Source organism: Geodermatophilus sp. SYSU D00867 (genome assembly GCF_054050315.1).
Genome location: NZ_JBJGZC010000002.1, coordinates 70,632 through 93,896 on the forward strand (window position 1 = coordinate 70,632; position 23,265 = coordinate 93,896).

General features: G+C 71.8%; 24 protein-coding genes. 14 read left to right on the forward strand and 10 right to left on the reverse strand.

Going from position 1 to position 23,265, the window contains the following annotated elements:
* Positions 1 to 51: 51 nt before the first annotated feature.
* The 4 genes from ACI8AK_RS02410 to ACI8AK_RS02425 all read left to right on the forward strand — a co-directional run bounded on the left by ACI8AK_RS02410 (position 52) and on the right by ACI8AK_RS02425 (position 4,255).
* Positions 52 to 2,514 (forward strand): AAA family ATPase, encoded by a 2,463-nt coding sequence (locus ACI8AK_RS02410; RefSeq protein WP_456954999.1) that lies wholly within the window; start codon positions 52 to 54, stop codon positions 2,512 to 2,514.
* Positions 2,511 to 2,915: a hypothetical protein gene (locus ACI8AK_RS02415; RefSeq protein WP_456955000.1), complete on the forward strand. Its 405-nt coding sequence runs from the start codon at positions 2,511 to 2,513 to the stop codon at positions 2,913 to 2,915. The genes ACI8AK_RS02410 and ACI8AK_RS02415 overlap by 4 nt, the downstream gene beginning before the upstream one ends.
* A 51-nt stretch (positions 2,916 to 2,966) precedes the next feature.
* Positions 2,967 to 3,587, forward strand: a complete 621-nt coding sequence (locus ACI8AK_RS02420) for an 8-oxoguanine DNA glycosylase OGG fold protein (RefSeq protein ID WP_456955001.1) — start codon at positions 2,967 to 2,969, stop codon at positions 3,585 to 3,587.
* A 320-nt stretch (positions 3,588 to 3,907) separates the two neighbouring features.
* Positions 3,908 to 4,255 carry a nucleotide pyrophosphohydrolase gene (locus ACI8AK_RS02425; protein WP_456955002.1) on the forward strand — a complete coding sequence of 116 codons (348 nt, stop codon included), beginning with the start codon at positions 3,908 to 3,910 and terminating at the stop codon, positions 4,253 to 4,255.
* A 181-nt stretch (positions 4,256 to 4,436) separates the two neighbouring features.
* On the opposite strand, the gene ACI8AK_RS02430 is transcribed toward ACI8AK_RS02425, so the two are convergent.
* On the reverse strand, positions 4,437 to 5,201 hold the full coding sequence (locus tag ACI8AK_RS02430; protein WP_456955003.1) for a GP88 family protein: 765 nt from the start codon (positions 5,199 to 5,201) through the stop codon (positions 4,437 to 4,439).
* Between the two features lie 461 nt (positions 5,202 to 5,662).
* Here ACI8AK_RS02430 and ACI8AK_RS02435 point away from each other — a divergent pair, with 461 nt between their 5' ends.
* Positions 5,663 to 7,633 (forward strand): DNA/RNA helicase domain-containing protein, encoded by a 1,971-nt coding sequence (locus tag ACI8AK_RS02435; RefSeq protein ID WP_456955004.1) that lies wholly within the window; start codon positions 5,663 to 5,665, stop codon positions 7,631 to 7,633.
* A 311-nt stretch (positions 7,634 to 7,944) separates the two neighbouring features.
* On the opposite strand, the gene ACI8AK_RS02440 is transcribed toward ACI8AK_RS02435, so the two are convergent.
* Together ACI8AK_RS02440 and ACI8AK_RS02445 are read right to left on the reverse strand one after the other, a co-directional pair.
* The gene (locus ACI8AK_RS02440; RefSeq protein WP_456955005.1) at positions 7,945 to 9,294 is read right to left on the reverse strand and encodes a hypothetical protein; all 1,350 of its coding nucleotides are present in this window, start codon (positions 9,292 to 9,294) and stop codon (positions 7,945 to 7,947) included.
* On the reverse strand, positions 9,291 to 9,902 hold the full coding sequence (locus tag ACI8AK_RS02445; RefSeq protein WP_456955006.1) for a hypothetical protein: 612 nt from the start codon (positions 9,900 to 9,902) through the stop codon (positions 9,291 to 9,293). Before ACI8AK_RS02445 ends, ACI8AK_RS02440 begins: the two co-directional genes overlap by 4 nt.
* A 169-nt stretch (positions 9,903 to 10,071) precedes the next feature.
* Between ACI8AK_RS02445 and ACI8AK_RS02450 the strand changes: the two genes are divergently transcribed.
* The 3 genes from ACI8AK_RS02450 to ACI8AK_RS02460 all read left to right on the forward strand — a co-directional run bounded on the left by ACI8AK_RS02450 (position 10,072) and on the right by ACI8AK_RS02460 (position 12,204).
* Positions 10,072 to 11,367: a hypothetical protein gene (locus ACI8AK_RS02450; protein WP_456955007.1), complete on the forward strand. Its 1,296-nt coding sequence runs from the start codon at positions 10,072 to 10,074 to the stop codon at positions 11,365 to 11,367.
* 121 nt (positions 11,368 to 11,488) lie between these two features.
* Entirely contained in the window at positions 11,489 to 12,025 is a 537-nt protein-coding gene (locus ACI8AK_RS02455) for a hypothetical protein (RefSeq protein ID WP_456955008.1), read from the forward strand.
* Positions 12,022 to 12,204 (forward strand): zinc-ribbon domain-containing protein, encoded by a 183-nt coding sequence (locus ACI8AK_RS02460; RefSeq protein WP_456955009.1) that lies wholly within the window; start codon positions 12,022 to 12,024, stop codon positions 12,202 to 12,204. Before ACI8AK_RS02455 ends, ACI8AK_RS02460 begins: the two co-directional genes overlap by 4 nt.
* A gap of 169 nt (positions 12,205 to 12,373) precedes the next feature.
* On the opposite strand, the gene ACI8AK_RS02465 is transcribed toward ACI8AK_RS02460, so the two are convergent.
* From ACI8AK_RS02465 to ACI8AK_RS02490, 6 genes are all read right to left on the reverse strand, one after another.
* Entirely contained in the window at positions 12,374 to 12,676 is a 303-nt protein-coding gene (locus tag ACI8AK_RS02465; protein WP_456955010.1) for a hypothetical protein, read from the reverse strand.
* A 69-nt stretch (positions 12,677 to 12,745) separates the two neighbouring features.
* Positions 12,746 to 12,913: a hypothetical protein gene (locus ACI8AK_RS02470; RefSeq protein ID WP_456955011.1), complete on the reverse strand. Its 168-nt coding sequence runs from the start codon at positions 12,911 to 12,913 to the stop codon at positions 12,746 to 12,748.
* A 78-nt stretch (positions 12,914 to 12,991) separates the two neighbouring features.
* The gene (locus ACI8AK_RS02475; RefSeq protein ID WP_456955012.1) at positions 12,992 to 13,309 is read right to left on the reverse strand and encodes a hypothetical protein; all 318 of its coding nucleotides are present in this window, start codon (positions 13,307 to 13,309) and stop codon (positions 12,992 to 12,994) included.
* A 443-nt stretch (positions 13,310 to 13,752) separates the two neighbouring features.
* The gene (locus tag ACI8AK_RS02480) at positions 13,753 to 14,133 is read right to left on the reverse strand and encodes a gamma-glutamylcyclotransferase family protein (protein ID WP_456955013.1); all 381 of its coding nucleotides are present in this window, start codon (positions 14,131 to 14,133) and stop codon (positions 13,753 to 13,755) included.
* Between the two features lie 133 nt (positions 14,134 to 14,266).
* Positions 14,267 to 14,782 carry a DUF3846 domain-containing protein gene (locus tag ACI8AK_RS02485; RefSeq protein ID WP_456955014.1) on the reverse strand — a complete coding sequence of 172 codons (516 nt, stop codon included), beginning with the start codon at positions 14,780 to 14,782 and terminating at the stop codon, positions 14,267 to 14,269.
* Positions 14,783 to 14,797: 15 nt separating this feature from the next.
* The gene (locus ACI8AK_RS02490; protein WP_456955015.1) at positions 14,798 to 15,481 is read right to left on the reverse strand and encodes a hypothetical protein; all 684 of its coding nucleotides are present in this window, start codon (positions 15,479 to 15,481) and stop codon (positions 14,798 to 14,800) included.
* Positions 15,482 to 16,323: 842 nt separating this feature from the next.
* On the opposite strand from ACI8AK_RS02490, the gene ACI8AK_RS02495 reads away from it, so the two are divergent.
* The 5 genes from ACI8AK_RS02495 (at position 16,324) to ACI8AK_RS02515 (ending at position 22,016) form a co-directional block, all read left to right on the forward strand.
* The gene (locus ACI8AK_RS02495) at positions 16,324 to 16,785 is read left to right on the forward strand and encodes a hypothetical protein (protein WP_456955016.1); all 462 of its coding nucleotides are present in this window, start codon (positions 16,324 to 16,326) and stop codon (positions 16,783 to 16,785) included.
* A 160-nt stretch (positions 16,786 to 16,945) separates the two neighbouring features.
* Complete coding sequence (locus ACI8AK_RS02500; protein WP_456955017.1) at positions 16,946 to 18,700, forward strand: TM0106 family RecB-like putative nuclease; 1,755 nt, start codon at positions 16,946 to 16,948, stop codon at positions 18,698 to 18,700.
* A 648-nt stretch (positions 18,701 to 19,348) separates the two neighbouring features.
* On the forward strand, positions 19,349 to 20,215 hold the full coding sequence (locus ACI8AK_RS02505) for a hypothetical protein (protein WP_456955018.1): 867 nt from the start codon (positions 19,349 to 19,351) through the stop codon (positions 20,213 to 20,215).
* The gene (locus ACI8AK_RS02510; protein WP_456955019.1) at positions 20,212 to 21,600 is read left to right on the forward strand and encodes a DUF4407 domain-containing protein; all 1,389 of its coding nucleotides are present in this window, start codon (positions 20,212 to 20,214) and stop codon (positions 21,598 to 21,600) included. Before ACI8AK_RS02505 ends, ACI8AK_RS02510 begins: the two co-directional genes overlap by 4 nt.
* Before the next feature lie 11 nt (positions 21,601 to 21,611).
* Positions 21,612 to 22,016 carry a hypothetical protein gene (locus ACI8AK_RS02515; protein ID WP_456955020.1) on the forward strand — a complete coding sequence of 135 codons (405 nt, stop codon included), beginning with the start codon at positions 21,612 to 21,614 and terminating at the stop codon, positions 22,014 to 22,016.
* Between the two features lie 8 nt (positions 22,017 to 22,024).
* Here ACI8AK_RS02515 and ACI8AK_RS02520 read toward each other — a convergent pair whose 3' ends face one another.
* The gene (locus ACI8AK_RS02520) at positions 22,025 to 22,543 is read right to left on the reverse strand and encodes an HAD domain-containing protein (RefSeq protein ID WP_456901876.1); all 519 of its coding nucleotides are present in this window, start codon (positions 22,541 to 22,543) and stop codon (positions 22,025 to 22,027) included.
* Positions 22,544 to 22,773: 230 nt separating this feature from the next.
* Here ACI8AK_RS02520 and ACI8AK_RS02525 point away from each other — a divergent pair, with 230 nt between their 5' ends.
* On the forward strand, positions 22,774 to 23,250 hold the full coding sequence (locus ACI8AK_RS02525; RefSeq protein ID WP_456955021.1) for a hypothetical protein: 477 nt from the start codon (positions 22,774 to 22,776) through the stop codon (positions 23,248 to 23,250).
* The last annotated feature ends 15 nt before the right edge of the window (positions 23,251 to 23,265 follow it).

Here is a 23,265-nt window from a genome sequence, read left to right on the forward strand (position 1 = left end):
CCGCTGCCCGTGTGACGGTCGCGCCGTGCTGCTCAGGAACCAGGTGGCCGCGTGACCGCGGCAGAGGACGCGCTCCTCCCGCGGCTGTTCGACCGGATCGTCGAGGCGTGCGGGTCGGGGAGCCTGGGCGACCGCGCCGGCGACCTCGTGCTCGCCGCCTACCAGGGCGACGCCGAACTGGCTGCCGCCGTCACCTCCACCGGCCCCCGCGAGGAGCCCGAGGCGCCGGCGGCTGCGGTCGTCGACGTCCCGCGCACCTACCTGAAGAGCATCACGGTGGCGGGTTTCCGCGGCATCGGCCCGGAGAGGTCCCTCCGGCTGCAGCCCGGCCCCGGCCTCACGCTCGTCGTCGGTCGCAACGGCTCGGGCAAGTCGAGCTTCGCCGAGGCCGCCGAGATGGCGCTGACCGGCAGCAACGCCCGCTGGAAGGACCGGGCCGCAGCCTGGACGAGCAGCTGGCGCAACCTGCACAGCAGCGACGCCGACCCGTCGGTCGGCGTCGAGCTCGTCGTCGACGGCCAGCCGGGCGTCACCAAGGTGCTGCGCACGTGGGCCGGCGACGACGTCGAGGAGTCGCAGGCGTCCGTGCAGCAGCACGGCGGCCGGCGCGAGCTGCGTGAGCTCGGCTGGGACGAGGCGCTGGTGTCCTACCGGCCGTTCCTCTCCTACGCCGAGCTGGGCGCGATGCTCTCGGGCCGGCCCTCGGACCTCTACGACTCGCTGTTCCGCATCCTGGGCCTGGAGCGGGTGGTGCACGCCCAGACCCGGCTCAAGGCCGAGTGCAAGCGGCTCAAGGACGCCGAGACCGCAGTGAAGCAGGCGCGCAAGGTGCTGCTCGCGGACCTCGAGGGCGTCGACGACGACCGGGCCCGCCGGGTCGCCGCCGTCCTCGGCCAGCGCACGCCCGACCTCGACGCCCTCCGCGAGGTCCTGCGTGCCGAGACCGAGCCCATGGCCGACCTGGCGCCGCTGCGCGCCTGGGCCGCCCTCCCCGTCCCCGACCTCGACCCGGCGCTCGCCGCCGCCGACAGGCTGGAGGCCGCCGCGGCCGCCGTCGCCGCCCTGAGCGGGGACGACAGCGAGCAGGCGCGGTGGCTGGCCGACCTGCTCGAGGCGGCACTGGTCCACGCCGGCCACACGGCGACCACCGACTGTCCCGTCTGCGGCGCGACGGACCGCCTGGACGACGCCTGGCGCACGGCCACCCGGGGCGAGGTCGCCCGCCTGCGCGAGCGGGCCGGCGCGGCCGAGGACACGCACCGCGAGCTGCGCGCCGCCCGCGCGGCCGCGGCTGCCGCTGTCCCGTCGCCGCCTCGCCTGGTGGAGACCGTCCCGGCCGGTGTGCCGGGGGAGGGGCTGGCCGAGCGGTGGCGGACCTGGGCCGCCGCCGCCCGCGACGACGACGCGTCGGTCGCCGCCGCCGCGCTCCGCGAGGTCACGGCTGGCTTGGTCACCGCCCTCCAGGACGCCGTGGCGGCCGCCCGCGCCGAGCTCGGTCGCCGCGAGGACGTCTGGCAGCCGCTGGCGCAGCGTCTGCGCGAGCACGTCGACGCGGCCGAGGCGGTCTTCCTCGCCTCCGACGTCTGCGCCGACCTGCAGGCGGCCGAGAAGTGGCTGAAGGCCCAGACCGACGGACTGCGCGACGAGGGGCTCGCGCCGATCGCCGAGCGGGCCGCCCGGACGTGGCAGGAGCTGCGCCAGGAGTCGAACGTCGACCTCGGGCCGGTCCGGCTCGAGGGGAGTGCCACCCGCCGTCGGGTCGCCCTCGACGTCACCGTCGACGGCGAGGCCTCGGCCGCGCTCGGCGTCATGAGCCAGGGCGAGGTGCACGCACTGGGCCTCGCACTCTTCCTGCCGCGCGCCATGCTCGAGCAGAGCCCGTTCCGCTTCCTCGTCATCGACGACCCGGTGCAGGCCATGGACCCGGCCAAGGTCGACGGCCTGGCGCGGGTGCTCGCCGAGGTCGCCGGCACCCACCAGGTCGTCGTCTTCACCCACGACGACCGGCTGCCCGAGGCGGCCCGCCGGCTGCAGCTGGGCGCCACCATCTGGGAGGTCACCCGCCGGGAACGCAGCGTCGTCGAGCTGCGCAAGTCCGAGGACCCGGTGGCGCGCTACCTCGACGACGCCCGCGCGGTCGCGCTCACCCGCGACCTCGGCGAGGCGGCCCAGCGGCTCGTCGTCCCGGGGCTGTGCCGCTCGGCGATCGAGGCGGCCTGCCACGAGGTGGTCCGCACCCGGCGACTGGCGTCCGGGGTGCGGCACGCGGAGGTCGAGGAGGTCCTCGCCGGCGCGCGGACGACGACGGCGACCATGGCGCTCGCGCTCTTCGACGACGCGGCCGAGGGCGGTCAGGTGCTGCCCACGCTGGACCGCCGCTTCGGCCGGCGGGCGGCGGACGCGTTCCGCTCCTGCAAGGAGGGAGCGCACGGCGGGCACGATGGCCTGTTGGCCGACCTGGTCAGGGACGTCGAGCAGCTGGTCGCCAGCGTGCGCCAGGCGGCGTTCCGGTGACGGCCACCCTCCCTGGCCGGGACGACCTCGCCGGGCCCGCCGACGAGCTGCTCGACGACGCGGACCAGCTGCTCGCCGGCGACCTGACCACCCGCGGCGGCTGGTGGCCGCGGGCGACCGGTTTCCTGCTCCGCGCGGCGCTGGAGCGCGAGCTCGCCGCCTACTGGACGCGGGCCGCGCCCGGCGTGGAGCAGTGCTCGATGCGCGCCCAGCTCGCCGTGCTCCGGCGGCCTGAGTACGCCGGCGTGCGGACCGCCACCGACGTCGCGGCCGCCTGGCTCGCGCTGAGCCGGGCCTGCCACCACCACGCCTACGAGCTGGCGCCCACGCTCGCGGAGCTGCGGGGGTGGGCGCAGACCGTGCGCGGCGTCACCGCGGTTCTGCGAAGGAGGCCAGCCTGATGACAGACGTCAGCCAGACCGCCACGCCCTGCAAACGCCGATTCCTTCTCCTTGGCGCGTTGGCAGGACGCTCTTGGCCCGTGGTGGTCAGACGACGCGCCGCGGAATGGCCAGATCTCCGGCGCCGACCTGTTCCGGACCGCCGAGCAGTGGCGGTCGGGCGCTCGTTCGGCCACCGAGTTGCTCGCGCTGACCATGGCGTGGGGATGCGGCAATGTTGGCCACGGCCAGCACCGCACCCGCCGCATGCTCGGGACTACAGGCATGGCCGACCGACTGGAATTGGCGCTGAGGGTCCTGCGCCGGCAGGACCTCGCTGTCCCGGAGGAGCTCATCAACGCTGACCGGGCGCTGTCATGGGGCGGCCGCTCGCGGATCCGCGGGCTCGGGCCGGCCTTTCCTCACCAAGCTGCTGTACTTCGCCGGCCACCGGTATGGACAGCCGGGGCTCAGTCGCTGATCCTCGACGCACGCGTCGCCCGGGCACTGCCGGCCGCAGGCGGCCCAACATTCCCCAGTCGGGGCTGGACCGGCAGGCAGTGGCTCAGCTATCTGACCAGGACGGCAGAGCGAGCGGCTGAGCTCGGGGTGCCGGCCGATGTCGTTGAGTACCGGCTCTCCCACGACGGCCGCCTACCGGATGTCGTCGAGACCACGACTCCTGAGATGTGAGGTCCGTGTCCATCAAGAACCCGCCTGTCAGGCATGCCAGCAGTGGCGGACGCTCAAGCCTTCTGAGAGGGCGACGATCTTCCCTACGGGCACGTGCTCGGCTTCAAGGGCCTGGAGCGGCCGGCCGTCGTCCTGGCAGTCAACGGTTTCCGGGACGCGGCGCGGGCCCAGGAGAGAATGCGCATCAGGGCCCAGGACAGTCTCCGGACGACACGAATCGACGCGTCCAGGTGGAGGCGTGCCCGGGACCGCAGCCCGGTGGGCCGCATTCATGGACGGCGGCTGGCGTCGCGGTCCGGCCCCGTCCCGATACTCGGCCCATGTCGGACATCGATGACCTGACCCGGCGGATGCGCGCCTTCACCGAGGCCCGTGACTGGGGACGGTTCCACGACCCCAAGTCGCTGGCGCTCGCCTTGGTCGGTGAGGTGGGAGAGCTGGCCGAGCTGCTGCAGTGGCTGCCGGCGGAGGAACAGTCGGCGGCTGTCCGTCAACAGCCCCTGCACGATCGGCTGGGGGAGGAGATGGCCGACGTCCTCCTCTACCTGCTTCGGCTGGCCGACGTCGTCGGTGTCGACCTGGCGGGAGCAACGCGAGGCAAGCTCGCCGTCAACGAGAACCGCTTCCCGCCTGGGAGTGCCCAAGGTGTCGCGCCGCTCAAGGACTGACGAAGCCGGCCGTGCACCGATCTGGCGTCACCGAGCGAGTACAGGAGCCCGACGTGCGGGAGCCGTTCGAGGACCTGGTCCCACCTCGCTCGACGCCGCCGCTCACCGGGTCACGCGACCGACGGCGTGACCTGGTCAGCACCCACGGGGGCTGTCACGGGGGTTCGACGCCTGTGCCCGCCTACCTCTTGGTGAACGAGAAGACGACATCCCCCCGGCCTTCGAGACACACCCCGCAGCGGATGCACGCGGACCCCTTCTCGGTGATGAGCGGGATGCGTCCGCCGTTCTCGGGGCACGGGTAGTGCTTCCTCGACGCATCCGCCAGATCAGTGGCTCCACTGGCGAACGTCTCCGCCAGGTAGGCGCAGTGCACCCACGGGTGCCGTGACAGCGCAGCCTCCGCGGCGGGCCTGTTGTCGGCATCGATGGAGAGATACAGGGTCAGGTTGGGTAGGTCGGTCAACGCCGGTAGGACGTCGAGCGTCTCGGGGTCGAAGCTGCGCGTGTAGACCCAGAACCGTACGTCCGGGTTCTCCCGAATCGTGCGGGCCCATGCCTCGGCGTAGGCGTACGAGAAGAAGTCGCCGTCCCAGTGGATGCGGAAGTCGAGCGGCACTCTCGCGCCTGTGCTCCCGGCCCGGGCGCAATCAGTCCGGAACTCGGCGATCATCTCGCAGAGGAGTTCGGACATGTCGGACGTGCTGCGGCCGGCAAGTGCGCGCATGTTGCCGAAGAGCATCTCCCGGACGCTCGTGTATCGCTCGGCTCGGGCGGAATAGCAGACCCGCTCGCAGGTCGCGGTCGCGCCCGGGCAGGAGTGCTGCGGGCCGGCGGGGAGGCCGAAGCTGTTCGCGACCCGCGGCGTCCTGCCGTTCGGGGACGGCATGTTCGTGATCTTGCGGACCGCTGAGCGGCGCAGGAGAGAGGTGCTGCGGTCCTTCATGTGATCGTCCCTCACCGGAGGTGGTGGTTCGCTTGATGCGTCTTCCGTACCGGGCGGTCCCTGCTCGCGGGTCCATCTGCCAGGTCCTGTGGACGGCCTCCCCCATCCACATCCACGCCTGACAGCGACGGTCTACTCGAGGCAGGGCGTCCTCCCGGGTCGGTGCGGCCCTCGAGTGCCGACTGCGCCCGGCAGAGCAGTTCCGTGTACCGCCCTGCACCCCAGCGACACGACGTGGTGACCCCCAGCCGGTGTGACGTCGCCCCGGGCGTGGTCCGCCACCGTGCTCGGCACTCACTCCCGAGGGTCGGGCTCTGCCGTCGCGGTCCTCCTGGTGCCGGTCGTACCTGCCGATGACCACAGCAGGTCGGCTCGGGCGCGCGCCCGGTGACAACGCCGACCAGGACAACCGACGACACCGAGGCAGGCCCTCGGCTCGACGGGGAAGGTGGAACACCGACATGTCTCGCTGCCGTTGGCACGGCTCCGCGCAGGACTTCATCGACTCGACCGGGCCGGGGACGATCGACCGGCTCCTCCAACGGCTTGCCGCCCCGACCCGGTTCGCCCGGCCCGATGCCCACCTGCGCGGTGAGACCGGTAGCTGGGCCCAGAGCCTGCCCCGGGTCGCGAAGGTGCTCGCGAGCGCTGGTCTCGAGGGCACGCACGTCATCCTGGAGTACAGCCCCTACCAGTCCGGCGGCCGGGTGGACGTCATCGTGGCAGGCCGTGCACCCGCCGGACAGCGCTCGTATGCCGTCATCGAGGTCAAGCAGTGGTCGGCTGCGCATCGCGACCCGGAGAGCGGCCAGGTCCACGGGACCGGCGCCCGGTACGAGGGGCCAGAGGGGTTGCAGGACCCCTACGAGCAGGCGCGCGGCTATGCGGCCTTCATCCGCAACTACACCGACGGGATGCACGAGGAGGACGGGGTCCTCATCCGTCCGGTGGCGTATCTGCACAACGCCACCGAGGACTCCGTCCGCACGCTTCTCACCGGCGACTGGCAACAGGAGCGCCACGTCTTCACCGGTGATGCGCAGGGTGAGGCGCGGTTCCTCGAGGCGTTGAGGTCCTGGTTCGCGGTGGACGGCGACCATGCCGAAGTGGGCCGCGCGCTCGTCGAAGCGCGGTACCGCCAGGCGCCGGCGCTGCTCGATGCGGCCAGCGAAATCCTGACCAACCCCGAGAACTACCCGATGAGTGACCAGCAGCAGGAGATCCACGCGAAGGTCCTGCACGCCATCCAGGAAGCGCTGTCGACGAGGGCCGATCGTCAGCGGGCGGTCATCGTGATCAACGGTGGCCCGGGAACAGGCAAGACCTGGATCGCCATGCACCTGCTCGGCTCCACTGCTCAGGAGCGCCGTCAGGTCAGCTATGCGACCAACTCGTCGTCGCTCCGGACCGCCCTTACCCAGCGCGCCAGGCGGGGCCTCCGCTCGCTCGACCGCCCGGTCGACGCTTTGATCACGTCGGCCCGGAAGTACTGGGACGAGCAGCAGTGGAGTGACCCGCTGGACGTGCTGCTCATCGACGAGGCGCACCGGATCACCAAGTACACCGCGCGTACGTGGCCGGCACACTCCCGATCGGTCCAGGAGGACCTCGAGAAGCGTGACATCACGCAGCTGTACGAGCTCGCGAGGTCGACGAAGGTCCTGGTGCTGTTCATCGACGAGGACCAAAGCATCACTCCCAAGGACGACTGCTCCATCGACCGCATCAAGGCGATTGCCGACCGCGTCGGGGCCTCGTACCAGGAGTTCCATCTGACTGAGCAGCACCGGTCCGGGGGCAGTGAGGCCTACGAGGCCTGGGTCGACGCCCTCCTCGAGGGCAACCCGAAGGTCTGGGAGGACGAGCAGGACTTCCAGGTCCGTGTGGTGGACTCCCCTGAGGAGTTGGAGCGCGTCACGTTCGACGAGACCGGTCGCGGGGCCGACTCCGGGGCCCGGCTGGTGGCCGGCTTCTGTTGGGACTGGCGGCGATGGCCGCAGGGCGCCCGCAGCATCGACGACGTCCCGTTCGACATCGAGATCGGCGCCTGGAAGAAGCACTGGAACCTGCGCAACGGCATCGATGGTTACCCGGCGGACTCCTCGTGGGCGTCGAAGCCGAGCGGCGCGGAGCAGGTGGGTTCCGTGTTCACCGCTCAGGGGTTCGAGTTCGGTCGCTGCGGCGTGATCATCGGACCCGACTTCCGCTGGGATCCCGAGTCCGACGAGTGGATCGTCGACGTGTCCCAGACGCGGTACGGGCAGCTGCTGCAGGCATCTCGCCGAGCCGGGGATCCGGCAGCGGAAGCGGACGCCGAGGACCTGGTGCGCAACCACTACCGGGTGCTGCTCACCCGGGCGATGGCAGCGACCACGATCTACGCCACCGACCCCGCGACCCGAGCGAAGTTGGCTGAGCTCGTCAATCCGTGAGTTCAAGACCTGCTCGATGATGCCGTGTGCCGCTCCGCTGTCAGGCGGGGCGGCACACGGCATCTCGTCATGACGCGCCGACGGTCGGCCTGCGTAAGAAGTGAGGGGGCACCGGTGACACCGGGCCCCCGGTGAGGCCAGACCGGGAAAGGGTAGGGCGGCCGCGCCCGCAACGCTTGAAGCCGCCGACATCGACACCCTCGGATCCGGTGTCCCTTACGAGGACACCGGAACCCGTCCGCCGTGCCATCGGCACTCGGCGCCGGGATGGTCGATCGTGCCGCGTTGCAGTGGGTCAGAACACGTCGACGTCAGTCGGCCAGACGACCCGGCACACCGGCCTTCCGCAGCAGGTCCCCGACATGCGAGGTCAGTCCCACGGTGCCGTGGACGAGGACGCCGGCGCCGCGACTCTGTGCGCTCGCGATGAGGTCGGTGAGGCCGTCGAGACCGTGCCCGGCGTGGAAGTCGAGCCACTCGTTCGCGTCGCCGGGGCTCAGCACCGCGCGACCGCGAAAGAAGTGTGTGGCGATGTGTGCCTGCAGCACCCAGACGGTCCGACCGTCGTGCGCCCACTCGAGTCGGATTGGGCCGAGCTCCTCGCGGGCCCGTGCCGCCAGCGCGCGGACGTCCTCCACGACCTCGTCCGGAAGGGCTTCGGGCGCCTGCTCGCCGAGCATGAAGTCGTCGCCCGTCCCGGGGACGCCTTCCACGTGGTCGGGGGTGTCGTCCTCCGATGGGATGGTCGCACCGGACCAGCGGGCATCGACCGCCTCCTGCGACAGAACCGAAGCGATGCTCGTACCGCCCGGGTCCTCGTCCTGGAGGAGCGCGAAGGGATCGGTCCAGTACGGCACGGTGGTGAACCGGCCAGGCACCTGCTCGGTCGGGCACGTCCGGGTCCAGTGCTCCGCGGTGCCGGTCGGCGTGCCGAACACGAAGGGAGCCGTCCGGCGGCCGACGACGGTGGTCTGCGGAACGGGGAAGCCGAGTGCGTCGGCCATGAGCAACCCGAAGGCCTTGTCCCCGATGTGCCGGCTGAACCGGTTGGGCCACCTCGGGGAGACCGAGAGCTCTCGGGCTGCGACGTCCTCGACCTCCCACCAGAGGGTGTGCGTCCGGCGGTAACCGACCCGTTGAGGGTGGATCGAGAACTCCAGCCGCTCCTCCGGGCGGTGCTCCACGTCCGGGATGAACCCGTAGACGGTGTTCAGCACGCGGAGAGCGAGGTCGTGACTCAGTGCGGCGGTGCCAGGGTGCTCGACCGCCCGGGGAGTGTCGTCCGGAGCGAACTCCACGACCCCGCCGAGGCTGACGCCAGACACTCCGCCGTCACGGACGTCGACCGTCTCGTTCACGATCGTGAAGTAGCCGTCCGCTGCCAGCGCCCGGACGAGCGCAGCTGCCTCGGCGGCCGAGGCGAGACCGTAGTGGAACGGGCAGCCCTTGTCCTTGTCGGGCCGGAAGCTGCGGACGTTCACCGTGCCGGCGGACTCGCCGAGCAGGACGGTGATCGCGGCCTCGACGTCCCCAGGCGGCTCCCCCGCGCTCAAGCGGGCGTGTCGGAGGACGGGGGCGGCGCCGGGGGAGAAGCTCACGAAGCGAGCGACGTTGCCGCGCTCGGCGAGTGCGGCGAGTCGGTCGTCCTTGAGGCCGGTCATCGAGCCGCACCCTCCGTGACAGTGGGAGACAGCGTCTCCACGGCTGCGCGCAGCGCCGAGGGATCGCAGCCGATCTCGTCCATCGTGACGACGGCGTCGGACAGGAGTCGCACCCCCTCGGCGCCGGAGATCGGCGCGAAGTCGTGGTCGAGGATCTCCGCCCCGACCTTGTGTGCGGAGACGAACTCCAGCGCGCAGCCGGTGCTGAACTGCCAGCCCTCGCTGAAGACGACGGTGCCGGCGTGGTCCTCGACCATGCGGGTCCAGAAGCGGTGGTAGTCCGGCTGACGCCAGCCGGCCACGTCCTCGAGCATCGTCGGATCCACGACGGGCCGGCCGGCCCATCGGGTCCGGCATGCCCGCACCAGCGGCCGGGCACGCTCGAGATTCGGCGTGATGATGTCCCGGCGCAGTCGTGCCCAGTACGCCGGAGTGCCCTTGTCGGGCTGCTCCGGGTACCAGGCCGCGAAGTCACGACCGGTGGTGATGGGCGCGCTCACGTACACGACGTTGCCGTCCTCAGCGCCCAGGCAACGGACGAAGCCGAGCAGGACGTCGGCGAGCACGCCGGCGTGCCGGGTCGGATCGCTCACGGTGTCCTCGCTCATGGGCACGGACGGTAGACGCAGAGTCAGAGCTTTCCGGGCACGACGGGCTGTCGCGGGACGAACCTCGGCGGGGATCTCACCCGCGAGGGTCGCCGACTCAAGCGACGCCCCGCTACTGCCGAGGTTGCCTCTTGTGTCCGCTCCGCACGCCTCACGACAGGACTCGATCGTGGACCCGTCCGAGGAGACCAGGTTCAGTCTTCTCGGCTTCACCTATCACGAGGTGCTGGCCGCCACGAAGCACCAGGACGAGAAGATCAACAAACTGCTGACGGCGGTCGCCTTCCTCGTTGCAGGCTCCCTCGCCCTGGCGAACCTCGCTGACGGGAAGCTCGCGATGCGGTCGTTCGTCCTGGACGTCCCCCTTCCCCTCGCCCTGGTCACGCTCGGCGTGTTCCTCGTGGGGGTGTTGGCTGCCGTCGTCCTGCTGATCGGCACCATGACGACTGCCCTGCGCTTCCCCGGGGGCAGCCGTCCGGATGCTCCCGAGATCACCTACGCGACGTCGTTCGAGGCCGGGCAGGTCTACTTCAACGAGATCGCGTCCGGGTCGCTGGCCCAGTGGCACAAGAAGTGGCAACAGGGGCCGACGAGGCTCTGGAGAGAGCGCAACGAGTCGCTCGTACGTGAGACGCACAACCTGGCTGTGCGCGCAGAACACAAGTACGCACGGACGAACGAGGCCGTGGCGGTGCTGTCCTTCGCCCTCCTCTCGTTCGCCCTCTCGGTCGTCCTGGTGCTCAGGGCCGCGGCCGAGGGGCTCCCGCTGGACGGCGCGGAGGAGATCGACGACGTACCCGCGGACTGGCGGTTGCGCCTCGTTCTCGCTGCGGTCCTCCTGAGCTACTGCTGGTTGCAGTTGCGTGGGTCGGCGCGGGGTGAGTTCCAGTCGGTCGCCGACCTGGCTCCTTTCCCGGAGGGGACGAAGGCGAGGTGGTGGAGCCGCTGTGTCCGCGAGAAGGGCTGGGTGCGGACCGTGGCCTATCCCCTTGCTGTGGCCGGGGTGCCGACTGCACTCGTCGCCGTCCCCCCAGGCCGGGTGTGGGGGGCCTGGCTCGTCGGCGGGCTCTGCGTGGTCGCTTTCCTGTTGCTCCTGCTCACGTTGCCGTGGCACGACGCGGGCGCGGAGGAGGCGGTGATCGCGATCGCGAAGAAGGAGGCGGGTCCGTGGGTGGTCATGCCTGGCGACGACGGGGATGAGTTGGAGCGCAGGGATCGCAGGCGGGTGACCAACAGGCGCAACCGTTGGGTGGTCACGTGGTCAGGCCTTGCCGCAGTCGTCATCGGTGTCATCGGGTCGGTTGCCGTCTGTCGTGAGTGGCAGGCTGTTCAGCTGCTCACGGCGTACGTCGGCAGCGCCGGCCTCCTCGTCGCAGCCTTGGCCGCGACGGTCACCCGGCAGCGTCGTCGCGTCGCCAAGTACGCCTCCCTCCGTGAAGTAGGCGACGACCAGGCTCAGGCCTGACGGGCTAGCAGAGCCCACCCGTTGGTCGGGGACTCGAGAACTGTGCTCCATCCGCGCGTGGTCGCGGCCGAATGCCAAGTGAACGGCCCAGTGGGTCGGACCCGTTGAGTGAGGAGACGCCGTGAGTGCGGTCGTGATGAGGAACACCCGGCAGGCAGAAGCGCCGCCGACACCGCCCCTCCGCGAAGACGGCTCACTCCACCTCTACGCGATGCAGTTCGACGACGGTGAGCGCATCGCCTATGCGGACACGCCGGAGGACCTCCTCGCGGCACTCGTGCCGGGCTACGCGGAGCGGACTGATCAGCAACGTCTCGAGGCCCGGATCCGGCTGGCCATCAGAGCGCAGATCGCCATCCAGGCCGGCATCAACGCCGACCTGACCCCGGAGGCGGCTGCGGTGTTGACCGCCGAGGAATGGGCCGTCCTCAATGGCTCTCGGCACGAGCAGCCACGGGTCGACTTCTGGGACCCCGACGTCCCGCTCGTGTTGGTCGAGACCGGCTATGCGCCCTACACCGACGTCGACCAGCCGATCTCCGGGATGGCCGACGTCCAGGATCCACCGAACATCATCTGGCTGCGGCCGGTCGACGAACGGGAGTTCCTCGAGTCCCTCCACCGGTCGGCCTTTATCAACCTGATGAAGGCGCTGTGACGTCCACGCCGTTCACGCCGGACAACATCCATCAGGGGGACGACGGCCGCTGGTACCACGACGGGCAGGACGTCACCGATCGACCGGTGTGGTGGTTCTGCCCGGAGGGGCACGAGTACCAGCGGAGCATCGCCCAGGCCATCGACCGTCGTGGGTGTCCCGAGTGCGTGGCCGACTGAGCACCCGCCCATCCGGCGACAGGTGTTCGAACCCGTCCACGGGGCGGGTGCATCTCCGCTGGGCGGAGGCCCTCGAGATCGCGTCCAGGAGCCCGTGAGGACCAGGGCGGCGGTCGCATGCAGCAGATGTGCCTCCCGCGCGATCCTCGCGGTGGGCGGCCGTGACCGGTCACCACCTCGTGCAGTGAGGCTGCATCCCGGGCGGGCCCGTCACCGCTCGGGCGACGACGCGGGCGCCGGTGAACACCAGGGGTGCCCACGAGCCGGCGGCCGACCGCCCCCAGCCGGGGCCGACGCCGGCGAAGAGGCGGCTGCCGATCACGCCGCGGAGGTGCCGCGACCGTCGTACGGGGACGAAGCGGGTCGCCACCTCGGCGGGGCACCGCCAGGCACGCCGCCCCCAGTCGTAGACGCTGGAGTGCCCGTGGACCTGCCCGAACGGCACCGGCCGCCCGGCTTGCTCGACGGCCATCCACGAGGTGTACACCTCGTGCCCGGCCTCGGCCCACAGTGGTCCGGCGCTGTGGTTGCTTGCGCCGGCTCACAACAGGCGGCCGGTGCCCCACAGGGCCTCGGGAACGGACTCCCGTGACCCGTTGAGCAGGGGCAGGACGTCCCGGACGTCACCGGGGGAGCCCAACCGCTCCCACAGGCCGGCTGTCAGTCCCGCATGAGTGACGAGCAGGTCCCCGTCGGTGGCCAGGCCCACCGCTCCTCCTCGTCATCGTCCTGACGCGGCGCAGGCGCCGTCGAGTGGACGACGGCGCCCGCGCCGCTGACGTGCCGACTACCGGCCGGCGGATGCCTTCTCGACCGTCGCCGGGTCCGCGAGATCGTTCACGGCCGGCACGATCTCGGCGGCGTGCGCGGCCTCCATCTCGTTGCTGACCTGGGCAAAGAGGGGCTCGTCGGCGATGTCGCCGGCGAATGCGGCAGGCGGGACCCCGAGATCGGCGGCGGTCAGTTCACGGCCGTGCCAGCCGCACACGCAGCCCATGACGACGCGCTCGATGCCCTCGTCCAGCCAGCAGGTTGCCTCCACCCACTCTCCCTCGGAGGTGCGTCGGAGCGGGAGGAAGTCAAGGGTGTGGACGTCGGCGGTCATCGGTCGACCAACTCCTCTTGTGTGAAACGGCATCGGGAAGCGCTGAAGACGTTCTCTCGTCGACTGCGAGCCGTTGCCGTGCATTCTCAGGACGGGATGCGACGGAAGAGCGACGGCCAATTGCCGACTCGCTCGAACAGGTGAACGGTTCGGCAGTTCCCGGCGAGCACGGAGCAGCGGACCGCTGTCGGAATCCGCCGAGGACGGCGTGGTACTCGACTCGGGTAAGGCCCGCTCGCCCCTGAGCGGGCACCCGGTTGTCGAGATGGTTCCGGGGGCGTCATCCGGTGCTCCGTCGAGTCGGGAGCGCCGGCCCTGTCCGGCCGGGATGCCGCCACATGCCGCGCCGTAGACTTCCGTACCGGCGAGCCCGCGGCCTTGGCCGACAGCGACGCGCGCTTCCAGGCCTCGGGGACGACGACCGCTCATGACCGTCGGCACGCTCACCAGGCGCCCTCGACCGGGACGAAGCCGGCGGTGGCGCCGGGCCACCGGTACGTCCAGCAGGTGGTGCCTTCCGCCGTGGTCACCCGGATCCGCTCGAAGAGGCCGGTCGCCACGCCCTCGATCGCGTCCAGCAGGGCCAGGGCGTCCGTGGTGCGCGAGGTACGGAGGGGCACCAGGACGCCGCGGACCTCGCCGTCCCCGGCCGTCATGGCGGGCCAGCCGTGTCCGGTGTCCCACAGACGCCCACGCACCGATGTCTCCCATGCGCCGGTCATGGCGTCCGCGAAGGGGGCGAGCACGGGCCACCGGGAGCGGCCGGGCTTGAGTGTGCCGTAGACGAACACGGCGTCGGGTCCGGTCGTGGGCGGTCGCGTCACTGAACTGCTCCTCTCGATCGGTGGACCGCGGGCGCCGGGATGCCGCGGACGGCCGGGACACCCAGGTGCTCGCTATGACCGAGGTGTCCCGGCCCGGCTGGTGACCCGGCCGGGACACCAGCCGGTGGAGTCGTCAGGCCGTCGCGGGACCGTCCGACAGCAGGAGATGGATCCGCGGCGCACACGGGCCGTCGACGACGAGCGCGCGGCGCGCTGATCCCCGGTCGTGTCCGCCGCGCACCACCTCGTCGGGGACGTCGGTGCGAGAGCCGTCGTGGTCGAGCCCGACCACCATGGCGGGGCCCACGATCGTGTCGGCCCGCGCGAAGCCGGGGACGTAGCGGTCGACGAACCGGGTGGCGCGCCGGTTGGGGGGCAACCGCTTGGACTTCCCGTCCTGGTCGCACAGGAGTGCGGCGGCCACCTCGCGGAGGAAGACGTGGTCCGGCCACGCATTGCCCAGCGCTCGGTGCATCCCGAGGTCGGAATCATCGACGGTCATGACAGTCACCGGTTCAGCCGGGTTCACCGGGAAGAGGACGACCCGGATCTCTCCCGGTAGCACGGGACCACCGGTCCCGGTCGTCTCGTCGTTCGTGTGCCTCGTCCTCACGGGGTCCTCCGGATCGTGGGTGCAGGTGACCTGCACCCAGGATCGGGACGGTTAGGACACGTCGGCTCGTGAACGGGGCGTGCCCGGCCGGCAACAGTCTCCCGGCGTCCACTCCCGACCGGTGAGCACGCCGTGCCATTGGCCGAGTTTGTCGCGGGACCGGATCAGCAGCGGGACGTCGGTGGCGGACGTCCCCGCGTCCTGCAGTGCCCTCGCGATCAGTTCCAGGCGTTCGTCGGTCTCGGCCGGTGTATAGGCGAAGCGACCCACGTGGTGCATCCCGCGCCCGAAGGTGGGACTGACGGAGCCTGCGCCGTGCCGGGACGAGAGGGCATCTCGGATGCGCACGCGGAAGTCGACGACCCCTCCGGTCGTCATGTCGTACCGGTGCTCGACCTCGAGGTCGTCGACGATCGGGCGTCCGCGGTTCCTGCCCTGGGAGACGTCCTCGAGCAACGCCTCGAGGGCGTCCAGCAACGTCGTCGCGGGCACGTCGAGGTCCTCGGCGAGGGCCTGCCCCGACGCCCACCCCGTCCCCTGTTCCTCCAGGTGACGGACGACGGCCAGAGCCAGGTCCAGTCGCCTTCCCGACCCCGTCTGGACCTCCACTCGTGCGGGGCCGCTGCGGTGGCGGGCGCGCGCCCGGTGGATGGCGCGGTGCTCGGTCGCCGTCAGGTGCAGCGCCGTGCTCTTGTCCACGTAGCGGATCAGGCGTACGCCCTGGCGGTTGTCCATGTCCGGCAAGTCCGCGGTGAACCCGGTCTCGATGAAGCCGCGCTCGCGCAGGTTCTCGATGTCGCGCCGGAACTTGCGGGCCTTCGCCCAGACCTCCGGCTCCGTCGCGTTCGTCGACGGAGGTCGACGGTGGACACCAGTCGGCCCTCGGCCGACACGAGTCGGCGCAGGATCGCAGCCATCCGCTGGGTGGGGGTCATCCGGGGCACGAGCGCAGTGTGACAAGGAGTATCCGCCTCCTCGCGTTGCGTCTGCGGGCACGGCAGATTCACCTCGACGGGCAGCCGGCCTGCGGACCGCCGTCTCCGCCTGGGTGCTGTTGCGCTTGTCACCACGCTCCCGACCTCACCCCCGTCGGTGCGGCGGGGTCGGGCTGCCCTCGAAGAACGAGGCGCTCGGTCGCCATGCGGACGGGGCGGCGAGAAGGGTCGAGGCGTCGATGGTGGGGTCCCGACGTCCGAGGGCGGTCGTCCGGGCGGTGGCTGCCGCCCTCGCGCCGCCGGGCACACGGACTTCCCCTGTGCGTGCCGGAGTAGCCCGCCCGCGTCGAGCGGTGCTACCTCGCGGGGAGCGTGTCCTAACCCACCGGACAGTCGGGGACATGAGCATCACCGACTGTGTCCCCCGCCGGCCCGTCGCCTCCTGGGACGGCGTCTCTGCCACCCGGTTCCCCACTGATCCCTATCCGGGGCGCCGTCCCGACGGGTCGTTCCTGCTGGTGGACGGGCACGTCCAGCAGGTGGGGCCCCTGCCGCACGCGCCGTCGGGCTGGGCGACCACGGACGGAAGGGACGTCCACGCCCTCCTCGAAGGCCTGGACGTACCTGGCCTGACCGGCCCGGGTGGCACTGCTGGCCTACGGCAGCAACGCCAACCCGGCGAAGTTGGCCGACCTGCGCATCGGGCCTGTCGTCGCCTTGCAGGTCACCACCACCGACCTCGCGGCCGCGTGGTGCACCGACCCACGCCGGGACGGCCAGATCCCCGCGACGTTGATCGTCGCCCCCGACACGGTCGAGACCCACCACATCCTGCTCTGCACCTCCGTGCAGATGGCGCGGTTCGACCGTGTCGAGGAGCGGGCGGCCGGCATCCACGACCTCGGCGTCCTCCGGAGCGGCACGGTCACGACGGAGGTCGGTCGTCGGATGGACGACGTGCTGGCCTACGTCGGGGGACGGGGACGGCGACCGTTGGCGGGGCCCACTGGCGAGCCGATGCACGTGACGGCGGTGCCGCAGGTGGAGGCCGCCCAACGCCCCGGCGCCTACGCCGCCCCGGCCGTTACCGAGCCAGTCGCCTGAGGGACGGCGTGCACGACGACGACGACCCAACGCGTCGCTTCCGGCCGTTGATGCCGTGGTCGTCGGTGCCGCGAGAGGGGTGGCAGTGGAACGCGACGTGGCTCCCTCGTCCTGACCGATCCCGGGCGTTCCGCTGTGGTCCGGCCCCTGACCTTCCGATATGGCGATCGTGACGACGACGGTGCGGCCCGTGCTGCTGGGCGGGTACTCGGCCAAGCGGTGCCCGCGGGCGACCCACAACCAGTACGACAGCACCGTGCCCCGGGTCGTCTGGGAGCCGGACGCCGCCGTCCACGAGCGTAAGGAGGCCGGCCGCAGCTTCGAGGACGACGTCGTCGTCGCGCTGCTGCGTGCATGCCCCTCGGCAGTGGACCTGCGGGAGCACGACGGCGACAAGACCGCGCACGTCGCCGCGACGTTGTCCCACCTGCAGGCGGGGACGCGGCTGATCATCGGTGGCAGGCTGCCTGACGACGTGGTCGGCGGGCGGACCGGGAAGCCGGACCTCCTCGTCCGGGCAGAGAACCGGTCCGACGGCCGGCCCGGGTACCACGTCGGCGACATCAAGCACCACCTGGTCACCGAGCGCAGGAACGGTTCGCCTGCCCTGGTCAGCGTCCCGTCGACACCGGAGCGCGCATCGGCGGCCGCGCGGGACACGGCGCGGCTGCGCTGGCGCGAGGACGACTGCCTCCAGCTCGCGCACTACTGGCGGCTCCTCCAGGCGTCCGGGTTCGCCGCCGAGCACCCGTGGGGTGCGGTGCTGGGGACGGACGGACTGAGGGGATACGTCGCCGACCCGCTGGCCCTGGTGTGGCACGACCTCGCCGAGCCCGCGTTCGAGACCTTCTCCCGGGCGTCCGGGACCCAGTGGCGATCGTCGCTGGAGCGGTATGACCACGAGCACGGGTTCCGGGTCGACGTTGCCCTGGTCGCCCGCCGCCGGACCGGTGCACCCGACGATCCGGAGCCGCTCGTGCTGCCCATCGGACACGAGGAGTGCGCCACGTGTGAGTGGGCGCCGGTCTGCGTCGACACCCTGCCCGACGACGACCTGAGCAACGAACTGCGCGCCGACCTGTCGATCCGCGAGTACCTCACCTTGCGGAAGGCCGGCATCGACACGGTGGCCGACCTGGCGACGGCGGACGTGGACGAGCTGCTGACCCAGAGCTACGAGACCGAGACGGCGCACCTGCGGACCCGGGCCCGACGGCTGCGCAAGGCACGGCTGAACGCCGAGTTGGCTCACGCCGGGGTCGTGCTGAGACGGCGGCCGGACGCGCCCGTCATCCCCTCGGCGGACGTCGAGTACGACGTCGACTGCGAGTGGAACCCCCAGGAGCGGGTGTACCTGTGGGGGGTGCTGCGCAGCAAAGGCGGGACGAGCAGCTACATGCCGTTCGTGGACTTCGGGGCTGCGGACGACGAGGCGGAGTACGACCTGCTCGTCCGCTTCCTGACCTGGTTGGACGGTCAGGTCCGCGCGGACGCGGCGGCGGGTCGGAGCACGGCGGTCTTCTACTACTCGCCGGCCGAGACGAAGCAGATCCGGCGGATCACCGAGGCGGTCGGTCGACCGCTGCCCACCCTCCGCACGGGGGCTGCCGTCAACGCGTGGATCGACCTGCTGCCCTACGTGCGGGCGAGCCTGGACAGCCGCTGGGGCCACGGGCTCAAGATCGTTGCCGTCTACGGTGCAGGTTTCGAGTGGCGTGACGAGGACCCAGGCGGATTGCAGTCCCAGCTCTGGTACGAACAGGCGGTGGCCGGCGACGACACCGCTGAGCTGCGATTGCTCGCCTACAGCGAGGACGACGTCAACGCCACGTTCGCAGTCAGGCGATGGGTGCGACGCCAACCGTTGATGGCGCAAGCCGAGTCGGGTGGCCGCATCGACCGACCCCCCGGATGACGGAGACCACCCCGATCCGCGCACGCAACGGGTCAGCGACTCCCGAGGCTTGAGCCTTCGTGTGCGGGGGTGGCCCCGGACGGGCCACTTCTAGGAGGCACCGGTGGCCCGTCGACACAGGTCTACAGGCGGCGGCAGTCCTTCGTTGCCCGACACGCTGACGAGCGGGGTTCAGTTCACCGTGCGCCTCCGGGGCCTGACGTGGACCTGAGCCAGCTGGGCCCGCCGCCTCCATTACCCGTCGAGGACCGCATTGGGGGCACGACCGAGGACCTGCAGGCCGACCACGTCCCACCCGCACAGCCGCGGCGGTGCGACGCGCATCGAGAACGGTCAGGCGCTGTGCCCGCGGCACAACGGGCGGAAGGCGGCGCGCGTCCCGTGGACCAGGGAGCTCCGTCGGCTCGAGCGCCGGCGGGAGGCCTACTTCCCGCCCGCGTCCCGACCGGAGTCCCGCGGCACGGGACTGCGGATGTGAGTCCGCACGCAGTTCCTTGAGCATCCGGCGCCTTGCCTCCCCCGTACGGGTGAGGCGCCGCTGCCTTTCGTCGGTCCCGCCCGGTACCAATCCCGAGGACTCCGATCCGATCGGGTTCCGTTGGTCCGACGGTGTGCTGACAGGCGGGTGCGACCCGCGACGGGGGAGAGATGTTCCGGAGACCGCTGCGCCGCGATCCCCTCGTCGTCGGCTGGGCCGTCGTCCTGCTGCTGGCCGGCTTCGTCGCGCTGAGCAACAACACCGAGTGGAGCGGCTCCGTCGAGGCTGAGCGCGTCGCGGGCTTCCTGAAGGACCTTGCAGAGGCCTTCCTCTGGTCCTTCTTCCTCCTGCTCCTCCTCGCCTGGCTGCGCGCCAAGGGCTGGTTCGGCGACGCCGCCGGCCCGGCCCTGAAGCACCCGAAGCCCGAGCAGCCCCGGTCCGCCCTGCCGTGGACCGACCGCTGGATCCGCGACTGGCGCCAGGAGGCTGCCCAGGGCCGCCCGGCCGGCGACGCCGAGCCTGAACTGCTCGCCTGCCGGCACGGCGTCCCTGCCGGTCAGGCACCCGACGGGCAGGTGCCCGTCCTGCGCGCGATCTCGGTCAGCCACACGATCGTCCGGCCGGGCTCCGAGGTCCTCGTCACCTGGTGCTTCGAGCACGCCCGCGACGTCCTCGTCGACGGTCACCCCGGGCACCCGCCGTGCGGGGAGGCGCTCGTCCGCATCGAGGCCAGCCGGCGGGTCGACGTCACCGGCCGCAACCGCTCCACGACGACGCCCGCGGCCACCCCCGTCGTCGCCGCCGTGGCCGTTCCCCAGCTCGACCTGCCGAGCGTCACCGCGCCGCCGCCGGTGTCCCTGCGCGCCGACGTCGCCGCCACCGTCGGCGCACCCTCGCCCGTCACCGACCGGCTCGACGCCTTCTGGGCCACCCAGGACGCCCTCCGCCCCCGGATCGAGGTGTCGCCGCGCCTCGTCGGCGTGCCCGACTCCCTCCTCGACAGCCTCCGGCGAGCCGGAAGGAAGGACACCCCGTGAACCGCCCCCGGTCCCTCCGCGCCGTCGTCAGCGAGCAGCTGCTCACCGTCGCCGGCGCCAACCGCGAGGTCCTGCAGGACGCCCCCAAGGAGCGCGGCAAACACGTCGCGATGGGCGCGGTGCTCGTCTGCACCGCCGCGCTCGCCGCTGTCTCCGCGAGCTATGCGCTGTACGTCGCCCTGCACCTGTGGGTGCCCGTCGCGGTCCTCGGCGGCCTCGCCTGGGGCCTGGTCATCCTCAACCTCGACCGCTGGCTGGTCGTCTCCACGCCGCGGCTGACGAGCAAGGTCGGCACGATCGCCATGGCGCTGCCGCGCGTGGCCCTCGCCGTGCTCATCGGCGCGGTCGTCTCGACGCCGCTCACGCTCGCCGTCTTCAGCGCCGAGATCGACACCGAGGTCGAGGTCATGGCGGCCGAGGCCGAGGACGAGTTCACGCAGCAGCTCGCCGAGGACACCCGCTACGCCGACCTGCCCGCGCAGCGCGAGCGGATCGCGGCGCTGCAGGCCGACATCGCCGACGGCGTCACCCAGACCGACGTCGACGAGGACCCCGCCGTCGCCGCCCTGCAGGCCCGCTTCGACGCCGTCGACGCGCGCTACAACGCCGCGGAGGCCGCCTACAACGCGGAGCTCGACGGGTCCGGCGGCACCGGCCAGCGCGGCTACGGCCCGGCGACGACCGCGCGCCAGGCCGACCGCGACCGGCTGCGCGCCGAGCGGGACGACCTCGCCCAGCAGCTTGAGGAGCTGAAGGCGCGGACGTACACGCAGCTCCTCGCCGAGGAGGAGCAGAACACCCGCACGCAGCAGCAGGACCTCGAGGAGCTGCAGGTGCTGGTCGCCGACGCCGAGCAGCAGCGCGCCGACGACGTCGCGGCGCACGACGCCGCCGTCGGCAACAGCGACGGGATCCTCGCCCGGATGACCGCGATGGAGCGCATCCAGGACGACGAGCCGACGCTCGCGACGGCGCACGCGCTGCTGTTCCTCTTCCTCACCGCGCTCGAGTGCCTGCCGATCCTGTTCAAGACGATGCTCGCGCTCGCCCCGCCGTCCCTCTACGAGCGGCTGCTCGCGCTGGGGGAGGAGAAGGTCGAGGAGCGGGTCCGGCTGCGGATGCAGACCGAGTACGAGGAGGCCGAGGTGCTGGCGAAGTCCGCGCTCGCGGCCGCCGAGGCGCGGGCGGCTCGCACGCTGGAGGCCGAGTCCCGGGCGACCGGACTGGTGCTGGAGGCGCAGCTCGAGGTGACCCGGCAGGGCGTCGAGCGCTGGAAGGACCAGCAGCCCACCCCCGCCGGCAGCGCCGGCATCGGCACGAGCTTCGTCAAGCAGCCCCGTCCCGGCCCCCGGCCCGACCCGTGGCCGGTCGGCACCCCGAACTGACAGGAGACCCGATGACCCTGACCGAGCGGACGCTGTGGGCGCTGGCCGCGGCCGACTACCCCGCCGTCGCCGTGCACGACTACGACGCCGTCCACCGCACCTTCGGCCCGGCGTTCGGCCCCTGGCGACCGGTCGTCGTCGGCCGCGACGGCGGGCCGGTCACCGTGCTCGCCGCCGGCGGGAACACCGACCCGCTGGCGGCGCTGACCGCCGTCGCCGAGGAGTGGCGCGCGCTGTGCGACCTCCCGGCGCAGGTGCCGCTCGCCCCGTGCCCGGAGCACCCGGCCGCCGGCGACGTCGCCCGCTCCGCTCCGCAGGGGCTGCTCCTGCGGCACGGCCTGGCCCGGCTCGACGGGCACGCCGACGGGGTCGACGTCCCCTCCGACCTGCGCCTGGATCTGCGCCCGCGCCGGTAGCCGAGGCGTCACAGCCACGCCTCGATCGCGTCCAGCTGCGCGTGGGTGAGCCCGACGTAGAGGTCCGGCGCGACCACGAGCACGTGCGGGTGGGCGGCCAGCCAGTCGCCGGTGTCCTCCGCCTGCTCGGCCAGGTCGTCGTCGATCCACACGATCCGCCGGTCCGGCTCGGCCGCGGCCACCTCCTGCGCGACGGCCAGCTTCCACCAGCCCGACTCGCCCCAGAGCGGGCCGAGGAAGCCGGTCGGCGCGGAGTCGGTGCGGGCGTGCACCTTCAGCCCGCGCGGCAGGCCCATCGGCTCGGCCAGCAGCCGGTCGGCGTCGGTGGTCCAGGTGGTCAGCCACTGGATCTCCACCCGGCCCGACTCGTGCAGCTCCCGCAGGCGGGCGGTCACGGTCGGGTCCCAGGACAGCACGAAGCCGTTGAACGTGCCCCGCCGCCAGCCGTCGGGCAGCGTGCGGACGGGCGCGTTGAGCACGCCGTCGACGTCGAGCAGCAGGATCGGACGGTCCCCGGTCGAGCCCATGGCCGGTTCCTACCCCCGGCGACGGGCGTGCGGTCGGGACGGCGGTACCCCGGCGGCCGGAAGGGCACCGGAGCCCGCGAGGACACCGGAGCCCGGCTCCGCCGGCACGAGGGATCAACGCCCGCGGACATCACGGGTCCGCACGTTTCCGACGACGGCGCAGCGAGTCGGTATGGCGCCCGGGCACTCCCTCCGCTTTACTCCCGGGGCCGCCGACAAAGGAGTCTCCCGTGGTCGCTGTGCGCATTCGGGGCAATGTGCCGACGAGGCGTTCCGTCGTGACGTTCGTGGGACTCGTCGCCGTTTCCGCGACATTGACGGCGTGCGGTCAGGGACGTTCCGTGGAGGCGTACTGCGACGTCTTCTACGGCGAGGGTCAGGAACTGCGGCACGCCTGGACCGAGGCCGGCAACACCGATGATCCGCTGGCGGGCATGGCGGCCATATTCTCCGCTCCCCGCGATCTCGCCATCTTCTTCGGTCGACTCGCGGAGGTCGCTCCCGACGAGATCGAGCCGGACGTGGCGGCGCTGCGCGACGCATTCCAGGAGCAGGCGGATTCTCTCGGCAGTCAGGCTGGCGACCTCATGGACAACCCGCTGGGGGCCCTGGCCGGTGCATTCGCGGCCGGCCTGTCGACCAGCGGCGCGGAGCAGCGGGTCAACCAGTACACCCTCGACAACTGCGGTCCTCCGCCGACGAACTGACGGAGAGGGCCGTTC

What these genes read in the sequence shown, in the direction of transcription:
- ACI8AK_RS02425 (WP_456955002.1), top strand. Translation starts at nt 3,908, where the DNA reads ATGTCGGACATCGATGACCTGACCCGGCGGATGCGCGCCTTCACCGAG.
- ACI8AK_RS02430 (WP_456955003.1), bottom strand. Translation starts at nt 5,201, where the DNA reads ATGAAGGACCGCAGCACCTCTCTCCTGCGCCGCTCAGCGGTCCGCAAG.
- ACI8AK_RS02435 (WP_456955004.1), top strand. Translation starts at nt 5,663, where the DNA reads ATGTCTCGCTGCCGTTGGCACGGCTCCGCGCAGGACTTCATCGACTCG.
- ACI8AK_RS02440 (WP_456955005.1), bottom strand. Translation starts at nt 9,294, where the DNA reads ATGACCGGCCTCAAGGACGACCGACTCGCCGCACTCGCCGAGCGCGGC.
- ACI8AK_RS02445 (WP_456955006.1), bottom strand. Translation starts at nt 9,902, where the DNA reads ATGAGCGAGGACACCGTGAGCGATCCGACCCGGCACGCCGGCGTGCTC.
- ACI8AK_RS02465 (WP_456955010.1), bottom strand. Translation starts at nt 12,676, where the DNA reads ATGGCCGTCGAGCAAGCCGGGCGGCCGGTGCCGTTCGGGCAGGTCCAC.
- ACI8AK_RS02475 (WP_456955012.1), bottom strand. Translation starts at nt 13,309, where the DNA reads ATGACCGCCGACGTCCACACCCTTGACTTCCTCCCGCTCCGACGCACC.
- ACI8AK_RS02490 (WP_456955015.1), bottom strand. Translation starts at nt 15,481, where the DNA reads ATGGACAACCGCCAGGGCGTACGCCTGATCCGCTACGTGGACAAGAGC.
- ACI8AK_RS02500 (WP_456955017.1), top strand. Translation starts at nt 16,946, where the DNA reads ATGGCGATCGTGACGACGACGGTGCGGCCCGTGCTGCTGGGCGGGTAC.
- ACI8AK_RS02505 (WP_456955018.1), top strand. Translation starts at nt 19,349, where the DNA reads ATGTTCCGGAGACCGCTGCGCCGCGATCCCCTCGTCGTCGGCTGGGCC.
- ACI8AK_RS02515 (WP_456955020.1), top strand. Translation starts at nt 21,612, where the DNA reads ATGACCCTGACCGAGCGGACGCTGTGGGCGCTGGCCGCGGCCGACTAC.
- ACI8AK_RS02520 (WP_456901876.1), bottom strand. Translation starts at nt 22,543, where the DNA reads ATGGGCTCGACCGGGGACCGTCCGATCCTGCTGCTCGACGTCGACGGC.